This is a genomic window from Streptomyces sp. R-07 (assembly GCF_049913175.1).
Classification (GTDB): Bacteria; Actinomycetota; Actinomycetes; order Streptomycetales; family Streptomycetaceae; genus Streptomyces.
Genome location: NZ_CP183978.1, coordinates 3,305,988 through 3,323,120, shown reverse-complemented (window position 1 = coordinate 3,323,120; position 17,133 = coordinate 3,305,988). Strand labels below are relative to the sequence as shown.

General features: G+C 69.9%; 21 protein-coding genes and 2 tRNA genes. 16 read left to right on the top strand and 7 right to left on the bottom strand.

The annotated features are described in order from the left end of the window. Nucleotides 1–167: 167 nt before the first annotated feature. A complete protein-coding gene (locus ACN9M0_RS14990; protein ID WP_366038445.1) occupies nt 168–413 on the bottom strand; it encodes a hypothetical protein in 246 nt (81 codons plus the stop codon). Here ACN9M0_RS14990 and ACN9M0_RS14985 point away from each other — a divergent pair. The 3 genes from ACN9M0_RS14985 to ACN9M0_RS14975 all read left to right on the top strand — a co-directional run bounded on the left by ACN9M0_RS14985 (nt 392) and on the right by ACN9M0_RS14975 (nt 2,260). Beyond that, a tRNA-Ser gene (locus tag ACN9M0_RS14985) sits at nt 392–508 on the top strand. The genes ACN9M0_RS14990 and ACN9M0_RS14985 overlap by 22 nt on opposite strands. Nucleotides 509–706: 198 nt before the next feature. Continuing rightward, complete coding sequence (locus tag ACN9M0_RS14980; RefSeq protein ID WP_426403744.1) at nt 707–1,144, top strand: hypothetical protein; 438 nt, start codon at nt 707–709, stop codon at nt 1,142–1,144. 582 nt (nt 1,145–1,726) lie between these two features. After that, nucleotides 1,727–2,260: a hypothetical protein gene (locus tag ACN9M0_RS14975; protein ID WP_399698563.1), complete on the top strand. Its 534-nt coding sequence runs from the start codon at nt 1,727–1,729 to the stop codon at nt 2,258–2,260. Between the two features lie 219 nt (nt 2,261–2,479). Here the strand turns inward: ACN9M0_RS14975 and ACN9M0_RS14970 are convergent, their stop codons facing one another. Further along, the gene (locus ACN9M0_RS14970; protein ID WP_426403743.1) at nt 2,480–2,935 is read right to left on the bottom strand and encodes a hypothetical protein; all 456 of its coding nucleotides are present in this window, start codon (nt 2,933–2,935) and stop codon (nt 2,480–2,482) included. Nucleotides 2,936–3,012: 77 nt separating this feature from the next. Here ACN9M0_RS14970 and ACN9M0_RS14965 point away from each other — a divergent pair, with 77 nt between their 5' ends. Beyond that, on the top strand, nt 3,013–3,240 hold the full coding sequence (locus tag ACN9M0_RS14965; protein ID WP_426403742.1) for a hypothetical protein: 228 nt from the start codon (nt 3,013–3,015) through the stop codon (nt 3,238–3,240). A 168-nt stretch (nt 3,241–3,408) separates the two neighbouring features. Here ACN9M0_RS14965 and ACN9M0_RS14960 read toward each other — a convergent pair whose 3' ends face one another. Together ACN9M0_RS14960 and ACN9M0_RS14955 are read right to left on the bottom strand one after the other, a co-directional pair. After that, nucleotides 3,409–4,089: a YdcF family protein gene (locus ACN9M0_RS14960; protein WP_426403741.1), complete on the bottom strand. Its 681-nt coding sequence runs from the start codon at nt 4,087–4,089 to the stop codon at nt 3,409–3,411. Next, nucleotides 4,086–4,880 carry a GntR family transcriptional regulator gene (locus ACN9M0_RS14955; RefSeq protein WP_366042292.1) on the bottom strand — a complete coding sequence of 265 codons (795 nt, stop codon included), beginning with the start codon at nt 4,878–4,880 and terminating at the stop codon, nt 4,086–4,088. Before ACN9M0_RS14955 ends, ACN9M0_RS14960 begins: the two co-directional genes overlap by 4 nt. Nucleotides 4,881–5,034: 154 nt before the next feature. Between ACN9M0_RS14955 and ACN9M0_RS14950 the strand changes: the two genes are divergently transcribed. The 11 genes from ACN9M0_RS14950 to ACN9M0_RS14900 all read left to right on the top strand — a co-directional run bounded on the left by ACN9M0_RS14950 (nt 5,035) and on the right by ACN9M0_RS14900 (nt 11,765). Further along, nucleotides 5,035–5,367, top strand: a complete 333-nt coding sequence (locus tag ACN9M0_RS14950; protein WP_093874845.1) for a hypothetical protein — start codon at nt 5,035–5,037, stop codon at nt 5,365–5,367. Between the two features lie 2 nt (nt 5,368–5,369). Next, entirely contained in the window at nt 5,370–6,719 is a 1,350-nt protein-coding gene (locus ACN9M0_RS14945) for an FtsK/SpoIIIE domain-containing protein (RefSeq protein ID WP_426403740.1), read from the top strand. Between the two features lie 76 nt (nt 6,720–6,795). Further along, nucleotides 6,796–7,476: a DUF2637 domain-containing protein gene (locus tag ACN9M0_RS14940; protein ID WP_426403739.1), complete on the top strand. Its 681-nt coding sequence runs from the start codon at nt 6,796–6,798 to the stop codon at nt 7,474–7,476. A 20-nt stretch (nt 7,477–7,496) separates the two neighbouring features. After that, a complete protein-coding gene (locus ACN9M0_RS14935; RefSeq protein ID WP_426403738.1) occupies nt 7,497–7,685 on the top strand; it encodes a mobile element transfer protein in 189 nt (62 codons plus the stop codon). A 20-nt stretch (nt 7,686–7,705) separates the two neighbouring features. Further along, nucleotides 7,706–7,861, top strand: coding sequence for a hypothetical protein (locus tag ACN9M0_RS14930; protein WP_106975866.1), 156 nt, complete (start codon nt 7,706–7,708; stop codon nt 7,859–7,861). Nucleotides 7,862–7,874: 13 nt separating this feature from the next. Continuing rightward, entirely contained in the window at nt 7,875–8,186 is a 312-nt protein-coding gene (locus tag ACN9M0_RS14925) for a SpdD-like protein (protein ID WP_426403737.1), read from the top strand. A gap of 5 nt (nt 8,187–8,191) precedes the next feature. Beyond that, a complete protein-coding gene (locus ACN9M0_RS14920) occupies nt 8,192–8,743 on the top strand; it encodes a GGDEF domain-containing protein (protein ID WP_426403736.1) in 552 nt (183 codons plus the stop codon). Nucleotides 8,744–8,834: 91 nt separating this feature from the next. Further along, on the top strand, nt 8,835–9,017 hold the full coding sequence (locus tag ACN9M0_RS14915) for a hypothetical protein (RefSeq protein WP_426403735.1): 183 nt from the start codon (nt 8,835–8,837) through the stop codon (nt 9,015–9,017). 5 nt (nt 9,018–9,022) lie between these two features. After that, nucleotides 9,023–10,426 carry a replication initiator protein RepSA gene (repSA, locus tag ACN9M0_RS14910; RefSeq protein ID WP_426403734.1) on the top strand — a complete coding sequence of 468 codons (1,404 nt, stop codon included), beginning with the start codon at nt 9,023–9,025 and terminating at the stop codon, nt 10,424–10,426. Beyond that, nucleotides 10,423–10,614: a helix-turn-helix domain-containing protein gene (locus ACN9M0_RS14905; RefSeq protein ID WP_399698589.1), complete on the top strand. Its 192-nt coding sequence runs from the start codon at nt 10,423–10,425 to the stop codon at nt 10,612–10,614. Before repSA ends, ACN9M0_RS14905 begins: the two co-directional genes overlap by 4 nt. Continuing rightward, complete coding sequence (locus ACN9M0_RS14900; protein WP_426403733.1) at nt 10,614–11,765, top strand: tyrosine-type recombinase/integrase; 1,152 nt, start codon at nt 10,614–10,616, stop codon at nt 11,763–11,765. Before ACN9M0_RS14905 ends, ACN9M0_RS14900 begins: the two co-directional genes overlap by 1 nt. 76 nt (nt 11,766–11,841) lie before the next feature. Here ACN9M0_RS14900 and ACN9M0_RS14895 read toward each other — a convergent pair. Both ACN9M0_RS14895 and ACN9M0_RS14890 read right to left on the bottom strand, forming a co-directional pair. Continuing rightward, nucleotides 11,842–11,917: transfer RNA gene (locus ACN9M0_RS14895), tRNA-Arg, on the bottom strand. A gap of 223 nt (nt 11,918–12,140) precedes the next feature. Next, the gene (locus tag ACN9M0_RS14890) at nt 12,141–13,640 is read right to left on the bottom strand and encodes a ricin-type beta-trefoil lectin domain protein (protein WP_426403732.1); all 1,500 of its coding nucleotides are present in this window, start codon (nt 13,638–13,640) and stop codon (nt 12,141–12,143) included. 236 nt (nt 13,641–13,876) lie between these two features. Here ACN9M0_RS14890 and ACN9M0_RS14885 point away from each other — a divergent pair, with 236 nt between their 5' ends. Beyond that, the gene (locus tag ACN9M0_RS14885) at nt 13,877–15,619 is read left to right on the top strand and encodes a class I adenylate-forming enzyme family protein (RefSeq protein WP_426403731.1); all 1,743 of its coding nucleotides are present in this window, start codon (nt 13,877–13,879) and stop codon (nt 15,617–15,619) included. Nucleotides 15,620–15,696: 77 nt separating this feature from the next. On the opposite strand, the gene ACN9M0_RS14880 is transcribed toward ACN9M0_RS14885, so the two are convergent. Next, on the bottom strand, nt 15,697–16,971 hold the full coding sequence (locus ACN9M0_RS14880; protein WP_426403730.1) for a M6 family metalloprotease domain-containing protein: 1,275 nt from the start codon (nt 16,969–16,971) through the stop codon (nt 15,697–15,699). Nucleotides 16,972–17,133: the final 162 nt, after the last annotated feature.

The window sequence follows — 17,133 nt, the reverse complement described above, 5'->3', positions numbered from 1 at the left end:
GTTAAGCATGCTCGCTTTACGAGCCTTGAACTCCGGACCCCTTCATCCCGAAGCAACTCGGGTGGGAGCTCTCCCTTGGGGTGGGAGGCTCCTCACCTGCATTGACGGTCCGCATACGTTCGCGCTTGTCCGCCGCTGTTCGTCGGCGTTGTCACGCAGTTAGACACTCACTGCTTGTTCGCCTGCTTGAGCCGGCGCTCCTCAGCGAACTCCTCTTCTGTCTTGCTCAGTGCGTAGGCCCGCCTGGCGAGATGCATCAGCTCCTTGGCCCTCGGCTTCACGTCGTCGGGCGTTGTCTCCACCAACAGGTCAGCGACCTTCAGCAGCCGCTCGAAACCGAGCATCAGGCCACGGACGTTGTTCTGTAGGGAGTCGACCCTCTGCTTCAGGAGGTCCTCGTCGGCATGTGACATGGCCAGATCGTAAGCAGTCACAGCGCACAGGAGGAACGGTCTTGAAAACCGTCGTGGCAGCGATGTCACCGTGGGTTCAAATCCCACACCCACCGCAGGTGAACGGCCCTTGACCAGCCAAGACGGTCAGGGGCCGTCCCCGTTCCCCTTGACCGTGGCCTCCCGGCGTTCCCCGTGCTTCCCTGTTCGATCGGGCACGTACGGGGCACGGCGACGATGCTGTGGTCTCCAGAGCTGCGCCTGATGGCGACCTGCCGTTTCGGCCGATCAGGACGTCAAGCATGATGTCCGGCATGCTGCTGACTTTCGGCCCGGACCGCCAAACACGCGAGTTCACGTGCGACTGCTGCGAAGCCCCCATTGAGCGGGCCTGGGACTACATCTACGCGGACGGAAGCCCGTACGCCGTCTACTTCGCAAACTGCTATCACCACACCGACCGAGACCACGACGCATGGATAGACGTGATCTTTGGTACGTGGGGTGTGAGCCCTGACGAGTGGACAGATCATGTTGCGTTCGCCTGCCGAGTGGGCCCAGTAGCGGGACAGTCCACGCCCGCCTCCACCCTGGTGACCGCCGGCCTCGCTAACCCGGACGGACCTCTCTTCGGCCTCAAACTCGATCGGGAAGCCGCTCTGCAACATCCGAAGTTGAGCGAATTCTGGAAGGTCTCGGACTTCATTCTGGAGAACGACCCCCTGGTGCGCGGGCACGTCTACGGTCACTGAGGTTGGCGACCAACGAGCTGCCTGAGGACGGCTGAACGACACGCGCATCAGCCACAGTGAAACGGGTACCGACGCGGAGCGACCACACCGGCCTTCGCCACATCGCGGCAGCAGCTGCTCCCCGCCCGCCCCTTCCCGGTGGTGCGGTCGCCTCACGCACTCGTCATCCGCGACGGCGGGGGTACGGTGCCCTGCCCCACTCAGGTCCGGTAGCCAGTCACCGTGGCGGAAGAGGCCATCCCTCCCCTCGCTGCTAGCCGTCTTTGGTCGCCCGTCTTGGCCGCAGTCGGCGGCGCTCGTGGCTACGCATGCCATGTGGCGGTTGCCGTGCTTGAAGTCCTGCTTCGTCTGCCCATCAACCCGAGCCGTAGGCGTGCGGCCGGCGGCCGGGCTGGAGCGGGGCGCAGACAGGAGCGCAGGCCCGGGCGACGGGCCGCGCGCGCCGCGCCGTGCGCGGCGGGTGCCCTTGATGAGGTAGAGAAATCTGTAACAGCTGCCCGGATGCTTGTGGGGCCGCGCCCCCGCTAACGTCTGAGCCACTCGGTAGTGCCGGGTTTCTTGAAGGCGTGGAAGGCGGCAGTTGTGACGCGCGAGTGGCTCGACTGGGAGTGGGTCCGGACCTGGTGCGACCAGACTGAACCAGAGCTCGGGAGGCTGATGCAGTCGTTCGAGGCTCGGCACGGCTTCCCACCCGGTGAGAACGTCATCACGCTGACCACAGACGAGAGCAACGAGGCAACGTCTGCCCTCGTGGACCTCACCTTCCCTTTCGCTCCGTCCGATCTGATCACGCTGTACTCCGTGATCCGCGACATCTCTCTGCCCGACGTCGACCACGGCCACTTCATCCACTCGCCGGCGACGGCTGCCGATCACTTCCGCGAGTACGGCTCCATCCAGGTCGCCGGAGACGGGCCTGCACTCGTGTTCGCCAGCGACGGTGGCGGCCACCTGTTCGCCGTGGCAGGGACCGGACGGGTCTGGAAGTCGACGACGGCCTCCTGGCACGCCGACTTCGAGGTTGCCGCAGACGGCATCCAGGAGTTCCTCGAACGCCTCGGCTGCAGAATCGCGGACCAGGCCCTAGACGGCCGTGATCGATTGGGCAGCTCCTAGTGCTGCATCAGCCAACGTTTGCCCTGCACGTACGTCGGGACATGGATGCCAGCGGCCACCCGACGCTTGGCTGGCCGCCGGAGACGATCGAGGAGTGCCGGGCGCAGCAGCTTCAGGAGTAGGCGTCAGAGGCTTGACCAGCCGAGGAGAAACAGAACCCCGCGGACGCGATGCCCACGGGGTTCTGCCCTGCTCGGCCGGCCGAGTGGGAAGTCGGCGTCACTTCCCGCACTTGACCTTGAAGCCGTCCAGCAGAGCCTTGCCGGCATCGGAGTTGTCACGTACATACACGCTACCGCTGATGCTGATCGAGGTGTCACTGGTCGAGATGGGCTCGCTGCCGGTCCGCTCGTTGCGGGTGTCCTCTCCAGCGACCGTCCAGATGATCTGGGACTGATCCTTGTTGAACTCGCCGGTGCTGGTCACGTCCGGCTTCTCATAGACACCATCGCAGTCGTACTCATGATGCGAGACGCTGTTGCCCTTGACAACCAACTGGCCGAGGTCGGACGTGCCGTTGACGTCCTTGATGTAGTAGGTACCGTCGCGCTTGCTGCCGCTGCCGCTGGCGCTGCTTCCGCTGCAGGCGGTGAGTATGAGTGAGCCCGCGGCCAGGGCCCCGATGGACACGGCGATCTTGGCCTGCGTCCTACGAGTGGTCCTGGTGATGCCCATGGCGTTCCCCGTTCGTTCGTTCTGGATAGTCGGTTTGAGATAGAAGGCGAGTCAAAATATCCTATGGATAGCTGGCTTTGACTGACCCGGACCGCCTGTCAGGCGCCTTCTCGGAGGTTGTCGAGCCGATGCTCAGTCAGCGCGAGCGCGAGCGCGACCTCGGCCTGATTGAGCGCGTGTTCGCCATCCTGGATGCGCCAGTGCAGACGCTGCACGGGCGGGGCGTCTGCTCCTTTGACAGCCAGGTCGCCGAGTTCACGCAGCTCCGCCTACGCTCCCTGCATCTGTTCCTCGTGGTGTGCTGACCGGATCCTGAGGCGGCCGGCCCGCTCTTCCCACCTTCGTTGCGCGAGGGGGTGGTCGACGGCATCAGCTACGAGGGCCTTCGGGTCCTGCTCCATCTGGAGGAACAAGAACGCTGCCGATGAACGGCTACGCGATCTCGTCAAGGGCGAACGTTGCCTGATGTGGCACTAGACGGTGGGCTTGAGGACCTCGCCCTCGCTATCTCGCAGCAAGCGGTTTGCGTATCCGCCCTGGGATAGACGCTCGTACGCGTCGAGCACGTCGGCTGGGACTTGCTGGCTGATCATGAAGCCCTGCTCCGGGTAGACCAGCAGTCGCTGGAGGGCTCCCACGAGCATGTCGATGACCAAGCGGGCGTCTCCGATGGAGTCGACGTAGTCCCGGAGCGTCATCGGGCTAGAGGCACTGACGATCTCGACTTCGGGCCACAGCTTTCGTGTCGTGGCGTACGAACGTCGTTCCTCGTACGGCTTGCTGATCAGGAGCACGGAGGACACGGTGATGCCGGCCTCGGCCAGGAGGTCCCGGGAGAAGCGGATGTTCTCGCCGGTGTTCCGGGCCCGCGGCTCCACCATCACCGCCGAGGCAGGAACGCCCAGTTCGATCGCCCGCTCCTGGTAATGCACGGCCTCGCCGCGGGGCATGCGGTCGCGGGTGGTCGGGCTGGTCGCCCCGGTGAACACGAGGAGTGGGGCCATGCCGCGCCTGTACAGGTCGACTGCGGTGTCGGCCACGCCCAGGTCGTGGCTGCCGAGTCCGATCGCCACCGAGCACGGCCGGGGCGTGTGGCCCATCTGGTGGTAGTCCCAGAGCTGTTGAGTGTCGGCCCAGTCCTGAGCGGAGATCACTGCTGAACTCCCTTGTCCTTTGCGGAGTCGGGGACCTTGAAGTCGTACTCCCAGGCGAAGCGGGAGGCGGCGTGGATGCCGATGGCGAACTCGACCACGGTGCCGTCAGCCGTGTACGTCGTCCGGTGCAACTCGACCACGGGCTCACCGGGCGGCAGTTGCAGGAGCTTCACCTCGTCCGCCGTGGGCGTGCGGGCGAAGAGCGCCTCCTTCATGTGGTCGATCTCGTAACCCGCGTCGTACAGAACGCGGTAACCACCGCCGCGGCCGGCCGGACCGGGAGTCGGGTCGACCAAGCGAGTGCCCTCCACGTGCTCGGGGCGGTAATAGCTGGTCAGCGTGTGCGTCGGCTGATCGCCCTCCTTGACCAGCCGGGCCCGTGCGTAGACCGGAGCTCCCGTCTCCAGGCCATGGGCCGCGGCCACAGCGGGCGGGGCTTCGACGCGACTGACCGTCTGCGTCTGCTCGTTGCGGCGGTACGCCCGGCCTGAGGCGACCCGGTCCGCGATGAACGCCACCTCGTCGCCGTCTCGCCACTTGGCCTTGTCGTACCGGGCGATGCCGAGCCGCTTGAGAGGTACTTGCTGGCGTACGACGGTCCCGTGACCGCGCGTGGAGGTGACCAGGCCTTCCGCCTCCAGTGCCTTGTAGGCGGCATTGACCGTGGCCTTGGAGCCTTCGCCTGCGTCGACCAGGTCTCTGATCTGCGGCAAACGCTGCCCCGGCTCGTAGTCACCCCTCCTGATCTCCTCGGCCAGCTTGTCTGCCAGCTCCCGCCATTTGGGCGCCATTTCGTACCCCTCTCAACGAGAACAAGTCAAACACAGTCCTAGGACTGTTGACAGTCCTAGGACAGCGGGCCACTATCTACTCAGCCGCTCGCAGTCCTAGGACAGCGCGGCCGGTAGTTCCCATTCGGGCTGCCCAACAACGTAGGGAGTGCTCATGCCGTCCTTCAAGATCGACCTTTCTACCGCCGTCGTGTTCGTCGCGACCGCTCCCACGCCGAAGCTCGTGAGCAAGCAGACCGGTGAGCGGGCCATGGACCGGGAGACCGGTGCCGGCCTCTCCACGGTCGGGCTGCTGATCTCGGACGAGGGGGAGGGCAACCTCTACCAGGTGACCATCCCGGAGACGGGCCTCCCGGAGAACCTGACGCCGGGCATGCCGGTGACGGTCATCGGCCTGAAGGCCCGGGACTGGGAGAACACCTTTAACGGCCAGACCCGGCACGGCATCTCGTTCCGCGCCGTCGCCGTGACCCCGATGGGGGCCTGACCATGACGGACATCGCGACCTTATGGGAGATCGGCCTCCCACTCGCCGGAACCGCCGGAGGCCTCGGCTACGCGAAGCTCCGCGCACCCCGGCTGTTCTGGTCGCTGGCGGGCCTGCCGGTGGCCACGACCCGGTTCGCGGTCACCTACCGCTCCACGATGGACGTGTGCGGGCTGACGGTGCAGCCGTCCCGCTTCCGCGCCTTCCTCGTCCGCAACGTCGCCCGCCGCCCCGACGTCCAGCCGGTGCCGCCGAAGGTCCGCCGGTTCCGGGGCACCTCGACCGGCCTTCGCGTCACCCTCCGGCTCCCCGCCGGTCTGGAGCCCGCCGACGTGATGGCCGCCTCCGAGCGACTGCGGCACGCCTGGGGCGTCCACTCGGTCACCGTGGTGGAGACCAAGCCCGGGTTCGTGGAACTGCGGATGACCGGATACGACGTCCTCAAGAAGGTCCGGATGCCCCGCCAGCAGTTGTCCGGGCCGATGACGGTGCCGGTCGCTCTCCGCGAGGACGGCACGGCGTTCGTCCGCGACTACCTCAAGGTCCCGCACGCGCTCACCCTCGGCGCGAACCAGTCGGGCAAGTCCATGTACCAGCGCAATCTGATCGCCGGACTCGCCCGGCTCCGGGTCGCCCTGGTCGGCATCGACTGCAAGCGGGGCGTGGAACAGCAGCGCTACGCGCCCCGCCTGTCCGCGCTCGCCATCACGCCCGAGGAAGCGTCGGGGCTCCTGGACGCGCTGATCGAGGAGATGGAGGACCGGTTCGACCTGCTGAGCGACCATGGCGCCGCCGACGTGTGGGAGCTTCCCGACGCTGTCCGCCCGTTGCCGGTCGTGCTGTTGGTGGACGAGGTCGCGGAGCTGTTCCTCGTGGCGACCAAGAAGGACGAGGAACGGCGGGACCGGATGGTCACGCAGCTGATCCGTCTGGGGCAGATGGCCCGCGCGGCCGGCATGTTCCTGGAGGTCTGCGGGCAGCGCTTCGGCTCCGACCTCGGCAAGGGCGCCACCGCACTGCGGGCCCAGCTCACCGGACGCGTCGTGCACCGGGTCAACGACAAGCAGACGGCCGAGATGGGTCTGGGCGACATCGCCCCGGACGCGGTCGTGGCCGTGACGTCGATCCCGCCCGACCTGCCCGGCCTCGCGGTGGCTGGTGACACCTCCGGCGGCTGGTCCCGCATCCGCACCCCCGAGCTGACTACGGCCGACGCCGCTGCCATCTGCTCCGAGCACGCGTACCTGACCCCGGACGTCCCGCGATTCGCCCCCTTCCGGCCGACCGTTCCCGCCGTCGTCGGGTCGGCCGGACCCGTCCCGCTGGTGAAGCCGATCCCGGCGACCAGCTGACACCCCTCTTCCCTCGGTTGGCGTGACCGTCTCACGCCAGGTCCCTACCCGACCCATGCCCGAAAGGAGGTGAACCGTGTCCCGACCCCTCCGCCTCGACCCTGTACTCATCCAGGCCGTCATCGCCGGTGCCCTGTCCTTCGCCCACCTCCACGACCTGGCAGCCGCAGCCGGACAGGACGGCTGGAAGGCCTGGGCCTACCCGGTCTCCGTCGACCTGCTCCTGGTCGCCGCCTGGCGCAGGATGCGCAAAGACGGCGGCAACCGTGACGCCTGGCTCTGGTTCGCCATCGCCCTCATCGCATCACTCGGCGCCAACGTCGCCACCGCCGGACTCCTCGACATGAACGACGTCCCCGACTGGCTGCGCATCCTCGTCGCCGGATGGCCCGCCCTCGCCTTCCTCGGCGGCACCCTCCTCGCCCACGCACCCACCACCGAGCCCGAGCCCACGGCTGAGCCTGACCTCGAACCTGTCACGCCGGGCCTGGTCGTCGAGCGTGTCCCGGACGCGGCTCCCGAACTGCCGCCGGCCGAACCAGCCCCGCAGGGACCGCTGTCGGCACCCGAAGCCGTGCCGGAGCCCGTCACCCCGACGCCTGCGGCATCCGTGCCTCCCGCGCTGCTCGACCACGCCCGGAAGATCGCTGACGCCCATCACGCCCAGACCGGTGCCCCGATCGACGCGGCCACCCTCCGCGCCCGCCTCGGCATCCCGGCACCGCTGGCCGACTCCATCGCCCTTCAACTCGCCTGACCAGAAAGGAGGCAAAACCCGTGCGCCCGAACCGCTTCCACAACGTGCTCCGAATCGGCCCGGTGCAGGTCGGCGACCACTACGACGGCCGGGGCCGGACCAAGCACACCGCCGTGTGCACCGCCCCGCGCTGCGACTTCTCCGCCGACTACAACACCCGCGCCGCCGCCGAACTCGCCGCCCGCACCCACCGCTGCCAGCCCCGCTAACCCCTGAGGAGAACTGCGTCATGGACGTCCCGCTCTGGCTCGCCCTGATCGTCGTCGGCGGCCTCGGCATCAAGCTCATCCGCCCGCCCTGGTGGCTCGTCGCCGTACTTCTCCTCGGCGGCTACCTCCTCGCCGACAGCCTCCTCGCCCCCCTCATCGACACCACGATCAAGTAGGGAGAACCGCGTCATGCTCCAGCCCCGCATCCCGGTCAACCCGCTCCCGACCGGCATCGTCACACCGCCCATCCAGCCCACGCCCATGACCGACGTCGAGCCGGTCCAGGTCCCCGCCCCGGCACCGGTCACCGCGCCCCGGACCACGGTCCAGCTCACTCCCGGCAGCGCGCTCGCCCTCGCCGCCGGCGGTGGCGCCGTCGTCCTGGTCGTCGGCGCGGTCCTCGTCTCGATGCTCCTCGCGGTCGCCATCACCGGCGTCTCCATCGCCCTGATCGCGGTCGTCCTGCGGCTCCTGGTCCGCGACATGCAGAAGGGCCGGTAACCCGCGTGGACACGCAGACGATCGCCGCTGCGGGCTTACCGGCCCTGGGCTGGGCCCTGCACGGCGGGCTGCTCTGGCGCCGCCTGGCCACCGCCCGCCGCGACCCCCTCACCGGCCTCCACACCCGCGCCGGATGGACCACCCGCGCCGAGCACCTGTTGGCCAAGCACGCGAACGCGCTCGTCCTCCTGGTCGACCTGGACGACTTCAAGGCCGTCAACGACACCCACGGCCACGCCGCCGGAGACGCGGTCCTCACCGCCACCGCGGAGCGTCTGGCCGAGTGGTGCGGACGTCACGGGATCGCCGCCCGCCTCGGCGGAGACGAGTTCGCCGCCATCGTCACCGACCCCGCCCACACCGCCGGCCTCTACGCCCTCCGGATCGCCCTCGACGAGCCGGTCCACCACCACGGTCACGTCCTGCCGGTCTCGGCCTCCGTCGGCCGCTGCCACCGCGACCAGCTCCCGGTCCCGACCCTCACCGACGCCCTCTCGGCCGCCGACGCGGCGATGTACGCGTCCAAGGGCCACGGCAGGCGCAACAACTCACGTTGAGCGGCCCCCGGGACGGCCTCCGTCGCCAAACTTCCGCCGCCCCGGGCGCCTGAACCCACTCCAGATCCAACGGACCCGAAAGGGAAACCTCATGATGCCCCAGACCCCGGCTGCCCGTGTCTGCTCCCACTGCGACGGCTTCCCCGTCGTCCACATCACCAGCGGCAGCCTCACCCCCGACGGACGGCGCGACACCCTTGCCGCCACCTGCCCCCGCTGCCAGGGCACCGGCGCCCGCACCACCCCGGCCCCCCTCGCCCGCGCGGGGAAGTGACCGCGTTGACCGACACCGCCCTCCAGGCGGGCCTGGACCCGGCCACCCTGAGCGACCTGCTCCGGCTGGCCGGGTCCCCCGGCTTCGACCGCCTCACCGAACAGCTCCGCCGCACCGGCGGCTGCACCGCCCCCATCCGCCTCACCGGCGGTACCAAAACCCTCGACCCTGCCACCAAGACCGTCCTCCACGCCTACAACACCGACGCCGAACCCGGCGGCGTCCTCCGCGTCGCCTGCGGCAACCGGCGGGCCTCCCGCTGCCCCTCCTGCGCCTGGACCTACGCCGGAGACACCTACCACCTCATCCGCGCCGGACTCGTCGGCAACCCCGACAAGGGCACCCCGGAGACCATCCGCGACCACCCCCGCGTCTTCGCCACCCTCACCGCCCCGTCCTTCGGACCCGTCCACAACCGGCCCGGCACCCGCCCCTGCCGATGCGGGAAGCAGCACCAGGAGCACGCGCCCGAACTCGGCACTCCGCTCGACCCCGAGTCGTACGACTACGCGGCAGCGGTGCTCTGGAACAACCACGCCTCCGAGCTGTGGCGCTACTTCACGATCTACCTCCGCCGCGAGATCGCCGCCCGCGCCGGCCTCACCCAGAAAGCCGCCCGCGAACAGTCCCGCGTCTCCTTCGGCAAAGTCGCCGAGTACCAGAAGCGCGGCGCCGTCCACTTCCACGCCGTCATCCGCTTCGACGGCCCCGACGGACCGGCCACCCCGCCCCCGCACTGGGCCACCCTCGACCTCCTCACCGACGCCATCCACGTCGCCGCCACCCGCGCCCAAGTCGTCGTCCCCGCCGCCCCCGCGCACGGCGTCGGTCAGGACCTCACGCTCACCTGGGGCACCCAGCTCGACGTCCAGCCCATCGGCGCCTTCGGCAACGGCGAAGACCTCACCGAACAGGCCGTCGCCGCCTACGTCGCCAAGTACGCCACCAAAGCCGCCGAGACCACCGGGTCGGTCGACCACCGTGTCGGCAACAAGGAAGCCCTGATCCTCCTCGACGTCCCCGACCACCCCCGGCGGCTCATGGAAGCCTGCATGGACCTCGATGCGGCGTACCCCGACCGGCGCCTTCGGGCTTGGGCTCACATGCTCGGCTTCCGCGGCCACTTCTCCACCAAATCCCGCGCCTACTCCACCACCCTCGGCGCCTTACGCCAGGTCCGCGCCGACTACCGCGCCGCTCAGCAACGCACCGCCCTCGGCCTGCCCGACCCCGACGACGACCCCGAGTCCACCCTCCTCGTCGTCGCCCACTGGACCTACGCCGGCCACGGCGCCACCCCCGGCGAGTCCTGGCTCGCCGCCAACATCCGCCGCGACCTCCAGCACAACCGCGAACACGCCCGAGAGATCCGCGCCGAATTGTCCGAACTGGAAGGGGATCTGGCATGACCACCGCCACCACCACTGAACTGCTGACCGTGCCCGAGGTCATGGCCCGACTCAAGCTCGGACGCTCCACGGTCTACGACCTCATCCGCTCCCGCCGCCTGGTCTCCATCACAATCGGCCGCTCGCGCCGCGTCCCCGCCGACGCCGTCCGGGACTTCATCGACAACCAGATCGAGGAGGCCGCCTGATGGCCACCCAGCGGAGGCGCAACCCCAACGGCGCCGGCACCATCACCCAACGGAAGGACGGACGCTTCCAGGCAGCCGTCTACGTCCTCCAGCCCGACGGCACCCGCGCCCGGAAGTTCGCCTACGGCAAGACCTGGGCCGAGTGCGACACCAAACGCCGCGCGCTCCTCGAAGCGGTCGACAATGGCATCCCCGTGCCGACCCGCTCGGCCAAGCTCTCCGAGTGGCTCCCGTACTGGCTGGACAACGTCGTGCAGCCGCGCCGCAAGCTCAGCACGTACGACAAGTACGAGGCGCACGTCCGTCTCTACCTCGTCCCGATGATCGGCTCCAAGCGGCTGGAGTCCCTGAGCGTGGCCGACGTCCGGCGCTTCCTCGTCCAGCTGGAGAAGAAGACCACCGCGGCCACGGCCAAGGAGTCTCACCGCGTGCTGCGAACCGCCCTCACCGCTGCCTGCCGCGAGGAGCTGATCACGCGCAACGTGGCGACCCTCGTCGAGCCGCCCCGCCCGAAGGTGCGGGAGCTGAGCCCCTGGTCTCTGGACGAGACGCTCGACTTCCTCGCCGCCGCCCGCCGAGACCCTCTGTACGCCGCCTTCGTCCTCGCCATCGCCATGGGGCTGCGCCGGGGCGAGCTGATCGGCCTCCGCTGGGCCGACGTCGACCTGGACCACCGCGTCCTCTACGTCCGCCAGCAGATCCAGTGGCGCCGGGGTGTCCTGTACGACGACGATCCCAAGGGGCGCCGCCGCCGTGCCGTACCGCTTCCCGCTATGTGCATCGCGCCCCTCCGCTGGCACCGGATGCGGCAGAACGATCAGCGGGCCAGGGCGGGGGAGGCGTGGAAGGGGAGTGACTACGTCTTCACGACGCGTACGGGCAGCCCGGTCGAGCCGCGTAACGTGTACCGCTCCTTCACCCGCGTCGCCGCCTCCGCCGGGCTCCGGGTCATCCGGCTCCACGACGCCCGCCACGGCTGCGCGACCCTGCTCACCGCCGCCGGCGTCGCGCCCCGCGTCGTGATGGAGATCCTCGGGCACAGCCAGATCAGCATCACCATGGACGTCTACACGCACGTCGTCCAGGACACCCAGCGCGAGGCGATCAGTCACATGGACCGGCTACTCAAGAGGCGGCCCGGTCGTCCCTGACTGCCGCCGTTGATGTCAGCTGTGGATGTCAAAGGCCCCTCACATACGGATATCCGTATGTGAGGGGCCTCTGAACTGGTGCCCCCGGCAGGATTCGAACCTGCGACACCCGCTTTAGGAGAGCGGTGCTCTATCCCCTGAGCTACGAAGGCGTGTGCTGGTCAGGCTTCTTTCGGGGCGGGTTCCCGGGTGGGGGGCCCTGAAGGTCGACTGGCCGCTGACAGCCTAGCGGATCGGGCTTGGGGAGGTCGCCCCCATAGGTGCTGTCAGTCGCTGTGGGTTCCCTGTATTTCTCTGACCTGGGGGAATGTGGTGGGACGGTTCGGTTCGGGAGGCCCCGCGGCGCTGGGTCCGGGGGCCTCCTCGTGCGGTGGGTTACGCGAAGCGCTGGGCCGGGGAGCCGTTGCACGGTTGGAGTGCTGCCGCCTTGTTCGCGGCCGGTTGCGTCAGGCACAGGCCGTTCGCCGTTGCCGGGCGGATCGTGCCGTCCGTGGGCCTCGTCCACTTCTGGTTCGTGCCGCCGTGGCAGTTCCACAGGATCGCGGCCGTGGGCGCGGCGATGTCGCGGGAGTCGAGGCACCGGTCATGCGACAGGCCGACGTGGATCGAACCCTGCTCCGGGTCGTACCACCAGGTCTGGTTGCGGCCCCCGTGGCAGTCCCAGCCCACCACGGCCGTGTAGTTGCGCGAGGAGCCGCCCACCGTGTCCAGGCACTGGCCGGTGGCCTCGTTCCTGATCGGCTTGAACATGTCGTCCCACGCTCCGGCGTACAGCTTCGGGGTGCCGGTGGAGGCGGGGTCGGCGCACGACGCCTCGCGCAGACCCGAGGCGTAGAACTGGGTGAAGCACGCCGCGAACGCGCCGTGCCCGGCCGCGTTCGGGTGGTACGACTGCCGTACGGAGTTCTCGTCCGGCGGGAACGCGCCGCTGTAGAAGAAGCCGCGCGCCCAGGTGGACTCCATGCACACCTCGTGCCCGTGGAACAGCCGGGAGGCGTCCAGGTAGGAGGCGCCGGACAGCTGGGCCGCCTTGCGGATGCCGCGCTCGAAGACGGGGACGGCCGTGTTGCGGCCCCATGCCGCGTCGGAGTCGTAGCCCAGGCAGCCGCCGGGGAGCTTCCCGGGGAAGTTCGGGTTGTCCTGCATGTCGGGGCTGATCGGCGACGGGTAGCTCATCAGGGCGAGCTTGTACGCGTCGTCCGCGTACCCGGCGTCGCGCATGACCTTCCTGAGGTCGGTGACGGTGGCCGCCACCTTCGGCGCCATGCCGTCCACGCGGGCCTGCCAGCCCGGCGCGTACGTCGGCTCGCACGTGCCCTTGGAGAGCACCCAGCGCTCCACGCAGTCCGTCATCACCGGACCGAACTGCACGTCGTCGTTGGCCCCGAGGACCACGACGACCATCTTGATCCGGGTGTTGCGGGCCTTGATCGCGAGGTGGTCGCTCTGCACGAGCTGGTCGGCGTACTGCTTCACGCCGCCGATCTTGACGTGGTACGTGGCCGCGCCCGAGCACGCGATGTTCGTGGAGACGTCGGCCGGGATGCCGGTGCGGTAGATCGCGGCGTCCTGCGAACGGTGGCACCAGTTCGTCGGGCCGTCGGTGCCCGGCCAGTACGCGCCCGCGCCCTCGCCGGAGATCTCCGAGTCGCCGATCGTCACGAGCCCGGTCTTCCGCTCGGCCATCGGCCGTTCCTCCGGGCTGCCGTACAGCGCGGTGGCCTCGGTCGCGCGGATCTGCTCCAGTTCCGCGGGGAGCGGCGTGGATGCCGCCGCCGCGGTGGTGGTCGTGCCGGTGGTGCCGGCGGCGCTCGCCGAGGGGGCGGCCGGCGCTGCGAGTGGCAGGGCCGCGGCGGCTGTGACCGCACAAGTCATCAGCCATGGCCTGGTGTGGGGCATGGAACCTCCCGGAGTTGGTGTTACCCCCGGTAATTACCGGGGGTGGGCAGCTCTGGGAACCCCCTGAACATGACAACTGCTCAAGTTTTTCGGACGGGGCCTCCCGACCTGTCGTGATAGACGTCGACCATTGATCCAGGGGTGGGTTGACCGTCTTCGGGGGTGCGCATAGCGTCGCCGGGGACGACTGAGCGGGCGCTTAGGAGGATGGTGTGGTGGTTGGCGGGGTCGAGCGGCTGACGGCTGACGGGGCGCCTTTCGCCGTCGAGGGCGGGGTGTACGCCGGCGGGCCGCGGACGCTGCGCGAATTCGCCGAGGTGACCTGGGCCTACGGGGACCGGGTGTTCCTCGTGTCCGAGGGCGTGCGGATGACCTACCGGGAGTTCTTCGACGCCGCCTGCGGGCTCGCACGGCGGCTCGTCGGGGAGTACGGGCTGCGGCGGGGAGACCGCGCCGTCGTGGCCATGCGGAACCTGCCCGAGTGGCATGTCGCCTTCTGGGCCGCGCAGTTGGCCGGGCTCGTCGCCGTACCGCTCAACGCCTGGTGGACCGAGGACGAGTTCACGTACGCGCTCGACGACTGCTCACCGGGTGTGCTGCTCGTCGACGGGGAGCGGGTCGGCCGGGTGCGGGCCTGGGCCGCGCGGAACGGCGTGCCCGGGATCGTCTTCCGCGGGGAGACCGAGGAGGAGAGCGCCCTTCGGGGAGCGTCCGAGGAGGGATTCGTCTCCCGGACGGGCGCCGAGGAGGGATTCGTCTCGCGGGCGGAGGCCGAGCACGGGTCCGTCTCGCGGGCGGGCGCCGAGAAGGGGTTCGTCGCGTACGTCGCCGACGTCGATCCGATGCTCGGGCCGCCGCCCGTCGACGTCCTGCCCGAGCACGACGCCACCATCATCTACACCTCCGGCACCACCGGGCGCCCCAAGGGGGCCGTCGCCACGCACCTCGCGCAGGCCGGGGCCGCCATGAACCCGCGGTACTTCGCCGCCGCCGCGGCCCTCGCGCGCGGCGAGGTGCCGGGTACGGGGCCGGCGCCCGTGTCCCTGACCACGTTCCCGTTCTTCCACGTCGCCGCGTTCACGTCGTTCTACGCCGTCATGGCGGCCGGCGGGACCCTGGTGATGATGCGGAAGTGGGACGCCGGCCGGGCCCTCGCGCTGATCCGCGAAGAGGGCGTCACCCACTACGCCGGGGTGCCCACCACCGCGCTCCAGCTCCTCGCGCTCGCCCGGAGCACCGGCGACCCGCTGGCGAGCCTCACGCTCCTCAGCACCGGGGGCGCCGCCGCCCCGCCCGGGATCGTCGCCGGGATCACCGAGGGGTACGGGGAGCGGATCGAGCCCCGGAACGGCTACGGGCTGACCGAGACCTGCGGAGGGGTCCTCTCGAACGTCGGGGCCGAGTACCGGGCGCACCCGGGGAGCGTCGGGCGGCCCTCGCCCGTCACCGAGGTGCGGATCGAGCGTCCCGACGCGGCGGGCGTGGGGGAGCTGTGGCTGCGCGGGCAGTCCCTCGTCCGCGGGTACTGGGGGAACGAGGCCGCCACCCGTGCCGCCTTCACCGAGGACGGCTGGTTCCGGACCGGCGACCTCGCCCGCGTCGACGAGGACGGGCGGGTCGCCATCGTCGACCGGCTCACCGACATGGTGATCCGGGGCGGCGAGAACGTGTACTGCGTCGAGGTCGAGGGCGTGCTGCACGAGCATCCGGATGTCATCGACGCCGCCGTGCTCGGGGTTCCGCATCCGCTGCTCGGCGAGGAGGTCGTGGCCGTCGTGCGGCTGCGGCCCGGCGCGGACACGGGCGCCGGGGCGACCGAGGCGCTGCGGGCGCACGTGGGGGCGCGGCTCGCCGCCTTCAAGGTGCCCGCCAGGATTTTCGTACGGGCGGAGGAACTGCCCCGGAATCCGACCGGCAAGATCCTCAAGCGCCAGTTGCGGGATCTGCTCGGCTGAGGGATCTGATCGGCTGAGGGATCTGCGCGGCTGAGGGACCCGCTCGACCGAGACACCTGCTCGGCTGAGGGTCCTGCTCAGGGCCGTGTGATCCGGACCCGGTACGTCCCCGTCGTCCCGTCCTCGTCGAGGACCGTGATGCGGATGCCGTTCGCGTGGTCCGTGAACGTCTCGCCGGGGCCGTACGGGGCGTCCGACAGCTCCGCGTGGACGTTGGCCCTGCGCGTGCAGCCGCCGCTGGCCCGGTCGCTGTCGGCGACGCTCACCGGGCCGTGGCCGGTGTCCACGTCGGACTCCACCCGGTAGACGAGGACGCCCTGCTCGCAGACGGCCTCGTCGTTGCCGCCCTTGCTGCGGACCTCGACCGCGTATCCGGAGGTGCCGGAGAGGGGGACGAAGGCGAGCTTGGGGCCGCCGGGGACCGAGAGCGGGGTGAGGCTGTAGTCGCCGGTGCCGGGGGCGGAGGCGCAGCTGACCTGGTCGTTGTCGAGCCAGCCCAGCTTCCATTTGTGCCAGCCGAGGAGGTCGTTGTTGGCGCCCCAGTCCTCGGACATGATGTCCCAGTGGCCGACGGTGCCGCCGCCGTCCGAGGTGTAGAGGTCGGGCAGGCCGAAGACGTGGCCGTTCTCGTGCGGCAGGACGCGGTAGCCGGTCTCGGAGAAGCTGCCGGAGCCGTCGTCCTGGCGGCTGTAGACGAAGGACGTGTTGGCGAGCGGCACGCCGTCGGCGTAGGGGGCGTCGTCGTTGCCGGAGAAGGTCACGGACAGGACGGTGTCGAGGGCGGAGGGCCCGGCGTTCGGCGTGACCAGGATGTTGACCAGGTCGTACGCGCTGAAGTCCACGCGCGTGTCGGCGGCCTTGACGATGTCCTCGACGAGGGAGCGGTAGCCCGGTTCGTAGGGTGAGCCGCGCTCGATGCCGTACGCGGAGAACGCCCGGGGCATCCGCAGCCAGTCGGGTATCGGGGCCTCGGCCTGGTAGTGCAGGCGCCCGTACGAGCTGGTGCGGAACCAGTCGGCGGTCTGCGGGAAGAACTCGCGGAAGCGGCTCATGGCCGTGCCGTCCCCGGGCGCGTCCGGGAAGTCGATCATCATGTTGAGGGCCCTGACGCGGCCCGTGGAGCGCACGTATCCGGGGGCCGTGGGCAGCCCCTCCGACATCTGCACGCCCATCGTCGTGGCGATGCGGCACGGCCCCAGCTGGGCGCCGCTCGGCGCGGCGGCCACGGGGCCCGCCGAGGCCGGGGCGGGCCCGGGGAGGGTGGTGCTCGCCGAGGCGAGCAGGAGGAGGGAGAGCGCCGTGGTCGCCGCCAGGGCGACGGGTCTGCGTATCCGTCGGCGGGGGTGCTGCATACGTCGCCTCTCCGGTGGGGGCAGGTCGGCGCCGCGACCCCTTCGGGGGGCCCGCGCTGTGCGATCAGCCTGTGACGGGTGATCCGGGTGCGCGCGCCGGGTGGCCCGATCGTGGGATTCCGCGGAATCGGGCGCTTGTGAGGCAGGTCACATGAAGGCGGG